Here is a 6,673-nt window from a genome sequence, read left to right as displayed (position 1 = left end):
CGCAGCAGCGTGAGCGTCGCGGCGGGGTCGAGCGGGCGGGAGAACAGGAAGCCCTGCGCGAGCCCGCACCCGGCGCCGCGCAGCCACGTCCACTGCGCCTCGGTCTCCACGCCCTCCGCGACGACGTTCATGCCGAGCGCGCGCGCCATCACGAGGACCGCGCGGACGAGTTCCTCCCCGGCGCGGTCCGTCCCGAGCCGCCCGACGAAACTGCGGTCGATCTTGAGGGCGGACGCGGAGAGACGCTGCACGTACGCCAGCGACGAGTAGCCCGTGCCGAAATCGTCGATGTGGACCTGCACGCCGAGCGCGGAGAGCGCCGCGAGGTTGTCGCGCACGACCCTGTCCTCGTGCAGCAGGAGGCTCTCGGTGATCTCCAACCGGGTGTTGCCCGGCGGGAAGCCGGTGCGTTCGAGCGTGCCGCGCACGAAGTCGGCGAAGTCGGGCAGCAGGAACTGCCGGGCGCTCGCGTTGACGCTCAGGGTCAGGTCCGGGGAAGCGGCGCCTCCGTCCATCCAGCCGCGCACCTCGGCGCAGGCGAGTTCGAAGACGCGGCGGTCGAGGTCGATGACGAGTCCGCTCTCCTCCGCGACGGGAATGAACTCGGCGGGACTCACGAGGCCGCGCGTGGGGTGGGTCCAGCGGGCGAGGGCCTCCAGCCCGTGCAGTTCGCCGGTGTCCACCCGCACGATCGGCTGGTAGTGCGGCGCGACCTGACCGGCGCGCAGCGCCTGACGCAGGTCCCCTTCGAGTAGGGTGCGGCGCGCGAGCGTCTCGTGCATGCTCGGCTCGAACACGACGACCTTGTCCGGGCCGTGCGCCTTGGCGCGGTACATCGCGATCTCCGCGTCGCGCAGGACGTCCTCGACGGCGCCTCCTCGTGGGCTCAGCAGGGCGACGCCGACGCTGGCGCGCATGTGCCACTGGCGGCCCATCACGCGGACGGGACGCTCCACGGCGCGGCTGAGCCGCTCGGCGACCGCGCGGGCGTCCTCGGGCCGTTCGAGCCCGTCGAGCAGGATCCCGAAGTCGTCGCCGCCGAAGCGCGTCACGAGGTCCGAGAGCCGCAGCTCCCGTTCGAAGCGGCGCGCGAGGATCTTGAGCAGTTCGTCGCCCGCGGCGCGCCCCAGGGTGTCGTTGAGCTGCTTGAAGCGGTCGCAGTCGATCAGGACGACGGCGCTCAGCCGGTCCGTGACGCGGCGGCCCTCCAGCAGGGCGTGAAGGCGGGATTCGAGCATCGCGCGGTTCCCGAGCCGGGTGAGCGGGTCGTGCAGGGCGTCGTGGCGCAGCTGCTCGTTGACGCGCTGCAGTTCGCGGGTTCGGTCACGGACGCGGCGTTCGAGCGCGGCGTTCTCGTCGCGCAGGTCCAGCTCGGCCTGCTTGGCGGCGGTGATGTCGCGAACGGTGCCGCTCGTGCCGGTGATGACGCCGTGCACGTCGCGGACCCCGCGTGCGCGGACCTCGACCCAGGCGTAGCCGTCCGTGGTGACGTGCCGGACCTCGTGGCGGCGGGTGTCGGCCTCGCCGGTCAGGAGCGTGCGGAACACCTCTCGGATGTAGGGCCGGTCGTCCACGTGCACGAAGTCGAGCGAGGAGCGGCCGAGACTCTCGGGCGCGTCGTGGCCGGTGAGGACCGTCCAGGCGTGGTTGAGGTACGTCCAGCACCCGCGCGCGTCGGTCTGGAAGACGACGTCGTGGATGTGGTCGACGACGTCGCGGTGCAGGCGTTCGAGGTCGTGGGCGCGCATGGCGTCCTCACGCGCGCGGATCTGCCCCACCGTGAGGGCGGCGAGTTCGCGGAGGGTGGTCTCCTCGTGCGGCGCGAGGCCCGCGCGGGGGACCGTGTCGATGACGCAGAGGGTGCCCACGCTGAGGCCGTCCTCCACGACGAGGGGCGCGCCCGCGTAGAAGCGGATGCCGGGATGGCCGAGCACGAGGGGATTGTCGCGGAAGCGCTCGTCGCGCAGGGCGTCGGGAACGACGAGCAGGTCGTCGCTGTCGAGCGCGTGGGCGCAGAAGGAGGCGTCGCGGTGGGTTTCGCGCAGGTCGAGGCCGTGGCAGGCCTTGAACCACTGCCGGTCACGGTCGACGAGGCTGACGAGGACGATGGGCGCGCCGAGCGCGGCGGCGGCGGCGCGGGCGACGTGGTCGAAGGCGGCCTCGGGCGGCGTGTCGAGCAGCTGCAGCCGCCGCAGCAGTCGCAGGCGCTGATGCTCGTGGGGAGGGATCGTCGTCTTCACCGTGAGAAAACCTTCTCTTAACTCTAGATCAAGGGCGTCACACTTTTGTCACATCCGCCCCTTTGGACATGAAGGAGTGCCGGGCTCCATCCAGGACACGCGCGGACGCCCCGCCGGACCCGACGACGCGCTACGGTGAGTGCATCATGTGCCCGTCCCACCGTGACCCCGACGACGCCCCGGCCCCGCACGTCCGGGACGCCACGCGCGAGGACCTTCCCGCCATCCTGGAGATCTACAACGACGCGGTGCTGCACACCACGGCGTCGTACGACGATCGGCCCTCCACGCTCGACGCGCGGCTCGCGTGGTTCGACGCGCGCCGCGACCAGAACCTGCCCGTCCTCGTCGCGGAAAGCGCGGACGAGGTGCTCGGCTGGGCCTCCTACGGTCCCTTCCGCGCCTGGCCCGGCTACCGCTACACCGTCGAGCACAGCGTGTACGTCTCACGCGAAGCGCGCGGACGAGGGGTCGGCGGGGTGCTCCTCGCGGAGCTCGTGAGCCGCGCCCGCGCGCAGGACCTGCACGCCATGGTGGGCGGCGTGGACGCCGCCAACGAGGCCAGCCTGCGCCTGCACGCCCGGCACGGCTTCGAGCGGGTCGCGCACTTCCGGCAGGTGGGCCGCAAGTTCGGCCGCTGGCTCGACCTCGTCTTCGTCGAACTGCTCCTCGACGACCGCGAACGCGACTGAGGAGCGCTCACGCGGGTACCTTGTACCCATGACGCCGACGCCCGACCGGAGCCCATCCCCCTCGCCCCGCCTCTCCGACCTGCGGCGCGACGCGTCGTTCCAGGCGGTCTTCGCGGGCTTCCTCGCGATGTTCATCGGCCTCTCCGGGACGCTCGCGCTCCTCGTCGCGGCGAGCGCCACCATGAACCTGGGCGCCGCGCAGACCACCAGCTGGCTGACCAGCGTGTGCGTCGCGATCGGCGTGAGCGGAGCGCTCCTCTCATGGCGGTACCGCGCGCCCGTCGTGACGGCCTTCAGCACGCCCGGGCTCGCGCTGCTCGCGCAGGCCTCGCGCGGCATCCCGTACGCCGAGGTGATCGGCGCGCTCCTCGTCACGGCGGCGCTCGTCACCCTGCTGGGCTTCACGGGGCTGTTCGACCGCCTCGTCGCGCGCGTCCCGGGCCCCGTCGCGGCGGCGGTGCTGGCGGGCATCCTGCTGCCGTTCGGGCTGGGCGTGTTCCGCGCGTTCCCGGCGCAGCCCCTCCTCGTGGGCGCGATGATCCTCACGTACCTCGCGCTGCGCGCGCTCGCACCCCGTTACGCCGTGCCTGCCGCGCTCGCCTCGGGGCTCGCCGTGGCGCTCGTCACGCGCGCCGTCGCGCCCGTCACGCTCGGCGCGGCCGCGCCGACGCTGGTCCTCACCTTCCCGGAGTTCAGCGTGAAGGCCACGCTCGTGCTGGCCCTGCCGATGACGCTCCTCGCGCTCGCCTCGCAGCACCTCCCCGGACTCGCAGTGCTGCGCGCGAGCGGGTACGGACGCGTCCCCGCCTCGCCGCTGGTGGGCTGGACGGGCCTCGCGAGCCTGCTGAGCGCAGGGTTCGGCGCGCACACGACCACCCTCGCCGCGATCACCGCCGCGATCTGCGCGGGTCCCGAGGCGCACCCGGACGAGCGGCGCCGCTGGGTGGCGGGCGTGGCGAGCGGCGTGAGCTACCTCGTCGCGGCGGCGTGCGCGGGACTGCTCGCCGGGGTGTTCGTCGCCCTGCCGGGCGCGCTCGTCACGGCCCTCGCGGGGCTCGCCCTCACCGGCAGCATCCTGTCGAGCCTCACGGCGGCCCTGTCGGACGAACGCTGGCGAGAGACGGCGGTCCTCACGGTGCTCGTGACGGCCTCCGGCGTGACCTTCCTGGGCGTGGGGAGCGCCTTCTGGGGATTCGTCCTGGGGGGGCTGGCCGCCTGGCTGCTGGGACGGCGGAACGTCTCATGAACGACGTGGGCCCGACCTCGTCCTGCTCATGTTCGCGGCGCTGACGCCGATATTCTGAGGTACGGATTCAGACGACGTCATGAACTCGCTCTCCGTCACCCTCCCCTACCTCGTCGCGGCCGTCGTGGCGTTCGTCTGCGTCGGCTTCACGCTCGTGATCTCCGCGACGAGGGACAACTACCCCGGGTGGCGGACGTGGACGCTGAGCATGGTGGCCTTCGTGGCGGGCGTCGCGGCGGGCCTCGCCCGTTCACCCGAGACGCTGCTCGCGTCCGTGCTGGTCGGCAACGCACTGCTCGGCGTCAGCGGCATCCTCGCCGTGCGGGCCTTTCGCCGGTTCGTCGGCGCGGGCCCCCGGGTCGAGCGGGCCCTGCTGCTCGCGCTGCCCCTCGTCCTGCTGGGGCTCGCGTACTTCACGGCGGTGGTGCCCGACATCCGGGTCCGGGTGCTGCTGATCACCCTGCACACCTACGCCGCGGCGCTCGCGGTCGTGGTGATGAGCCTGCGGCGCGCCCTGATGCCCGGCCCGCGCCGCGTGGGGTTCGTGCTGAGCGCCGTCACGTTCCTGACGATCGTGACGCTCGCCATTCCACGCCTCTTCGTGGCCTTCGGCTCGCCGCCGCGCGCGCTGGCCGTCCTGAACCTGTCGCCCGTGCTGCTGCTGCTGTACGTGACGTCGTTCGTGGTGTTCGTCCTGGGCGGTACCCTCAGCCTGTTCGTCCTGCACGACGACCGCCGCCGCGAGGAGGTGCGCGCCCTGCACGCGCACCTCGATCGGCTCAGCGTGACCGATCCCCTCACCGGGCTGCTCAACCGCCGCGGCCTCGACGCCCGCGCCGAGGCGGACGGACGGGGGCCGCTCAGCCTGGCCGTGCTGGACCTCGACCACTTCAAGCGCGTCAACGACGACCACGGCCACACGACCGGGGACCGCTGCCTCGAACTGCTCGCGCGGGTCCTGCAGGACACGACGCGCGGCTCGGACGTCATCGCCCGTTACGGCGGAGAGGAGTTCGTGCTGCTGCTGCCCGGCACACGCGCCGCCGAGGCCGCCGCCGTCCTGGAGCGCGTCCGGTCGCGTCTGCGGACGGAGACGGCGCGGGCGCGCCTTCCGGCGATCACCCTCAGCGCCGGAATCGCCGAACGTGTGGACCAGGAGCCGCTCGACGCCCTCTTCGCGAGGGCCGACGCCCTGCTGCTCGCGGCGAAGCAGGCCGGGCGAGACCGCGTCCTCGCCGAGGCGGGCGTGCCCGCCGCCTGAACGGCGAGGCCCGGGTCGGCGCGCCGCCAGACCACGGAGATGAGACGATGTCCCCGTGGAGCTCCTCAACCTGATCACCCTGCTCGTGGTCGTCACGGCCGCGATGGCCTGGCTCAACGCGCGGGTGCTGCGGCTGCCGTCCGCGATCGGCGTGACCGTCGTGGGCCTGCTCGCGAGCGCCGTCGCGCTCGGACTCGTCGCGCTGGGCGTGCCGCTCGCCCGCGAGGCGGTGGAGCTCGTCCGTGACGTGGACTTCTCCGGCTTCGTCTTCGAGGGCGTGCTGAGCTTCCTGCTGTTCGCCGGGGCACTCTCGCTCAACTCGCACGCGCTGTGGCAGTTGCGCGCCCCCGTGCTGATCTTCGCGGTGCTGTCCACGGTCATCTCGACCTTCCTGGTGGGCGGCCTGACGTACGGACTGCTGCACGCCTTCGGCCTGAACGCGGCGCTGGTGTCGTGCCTGCTGTTCGGCGCGCTGATCTCCCCCACCGATCCCGTGGCGGTCCTCGCGATCCTGCGTCAGGCGCGGGTCCCCAAACGGATCGAGACGCTCGTGGCGGGGGAATCGCTGTTCAACGACGGCATCGGCGTGGTGCTGTTCGTGGTGCTGTCCGGCATCGCCGGGGGCGGGCACGGCGCGGACGAAGCGGCCCTCTCGGTGGGCGGCGTCGCCGCGCTGTTCGCCCGCGAGGCGCTCGGGGGATTGCTGCTCGCAGCGACCCTCGCGGCCACCGCGTGGCTCGGGCTGAGCTCCGTCGAGGAACTTCGTGGTGGAGGTGCTGGTGTCTCTCACGGTGGCGATGGGCAGTGCCCCGCTCTCGCTCGCGCTGCACGTGTCCGCGCCGCTCGCGGCGGTCGCGGCGGGCCTGCTGGTGGGCTCCCTCACGGACCGCGTGCCGAGCGCGCTGTCCTCACGGGACAAGTTCGACCGCTTCTGGCACCTCGTGGACGAGCTGCTCAACACCTTCCTGTTCGTGCTGCTCGCGCTGGAGGTGGTGGTGCTGCGCTTCTCCGGGACGGCCTTCGTGCTGGGCCTGCTGGCGGTGCCGCTGGTGCTGCTCTCGCGGGCGGCGAGCGTGCAGCTGCCCGTGGTCCTGCTGGGCCGCGCCCGGCGCTTCTCGCCCTTCACGCGGCGCGTGATGACGTGGGGCGGTCTGCGCGGCGCGATCAGCCTCGCGCTGGCCCTGGGGCTCCCGGCGAGCCCGGAGCGCGACGTCCTGCTGGTGATGACCTACGT

4 protein-coding genes and 2 pseudogenes are annotated in these 6,673 nt (G+C 72.8%); 5 read left to right on the top strand and 1 reads right to left on the bottom strand.

The window, feature by feature from the left end:
- On the bottom strand, positions 1-2,240 hold a 2,240-nt coding region (locus DEIPI_RS32790), incomplete at its 3' end, for a putative bifunctional diguanylate cyclase/phosphodiesterase (protein ID WP_084474595.1).
- 146 nt (positions 2,241-2,386) lie between these two features.
- On the opposite strand from DEIPI_RS32790, the gene DEIPI_RS32785 reads away from it, so the two are divergent.
- The 5 genes and pseudogenes from DEIPI_RS32785 to DEIPI_RS41920 all read left to right on the top strand — a co-directional run.
- Entirely contained in the window at positions 2,387-2,932 is a 546-nt protein-coding gene (locus DEIPI_RS32785; RefSeq protein ID WP_045234740.1) for a GNAT family N-acetyltransferase, read from the top strand.
- 28 nt (positions 2,933-2,960) lie between these two features.
- Positions 2,961-4,178, top strand: coding sequence for a benzoate/H(+) symporter BenE family transporter (locus DEIPI_RS0119295; protein ID WP_027482848.1), 1,218 nt, complete (start codon positions 2,961-2,963; stop codon positions 4,176-4,178).
- A gap of 79 nt (positions 4,179-4,257) precedes the next feature.
- The gene (locus tag DEIPI_RS32780) at positions 4,258-5,439 is read left to right on the top strand and encodes a GGDEF domain-containing protein (protein WP_045234739.1); all 1,182 of its coding nucleotides are present in this window, start codon (positions 4,258-4,260) and stop codon (positions 5,437-5,439) included.
- A gap of 103 nt (positions 5,440-5,542) precedes the next feature.
- Positions 5,543-6,094, top strand: a pseudogene (locus DEIPI_RS41925) (cation:proton antiporter domain-containing protein); the annotation flags it as partial.
- 124 nt (positions 6,095-6,218) lie between these two features.
- Positions 6,219-6,673 (top strand): annotated as a pseudogene (locus tag DEIPI_RS41920) (cation:proton antiporter); the annotation flags it as partial.

This window comes from Deinococcus pimensis DSM 21231, from assembly GCF_000519345.1.
Lineage (GTDB): Bacteria > Deinococcota > Deinococci > Deinococcales > Deinococcaceae > Deinococcus_A > Deinococcus_A pimensis.
The sequence above is the reverse complement of the archived record's forward strand: the minus strand, read 5'-3'. Positions and strand labels throughout refer to the sequence as shown.

Coding starts and splice junctions, on each gene's coding strand:
- DEIPI_RS32780 (WP_045234739.1), top strand. CDS start 4,258: ATGAACTCGCTCTCCGTCACCCTCCCCTACCTCGTCGCGGCCGTCGTG.
- DEIPI_RS0119295 (WP_027482848.1), top strand. CDS start 2,961: ATGACGCCGACGCCCGACCGGAGCCCATCCCCCTCGCCCCGCCTCTCC.
- DEIPI_RS32785 (WP_045234740.1), top strand. CDS start 2,387: ATGTGCCCGTCCCACCGTGACCCCGACGACGCCCCGGCCCCGCACGTC.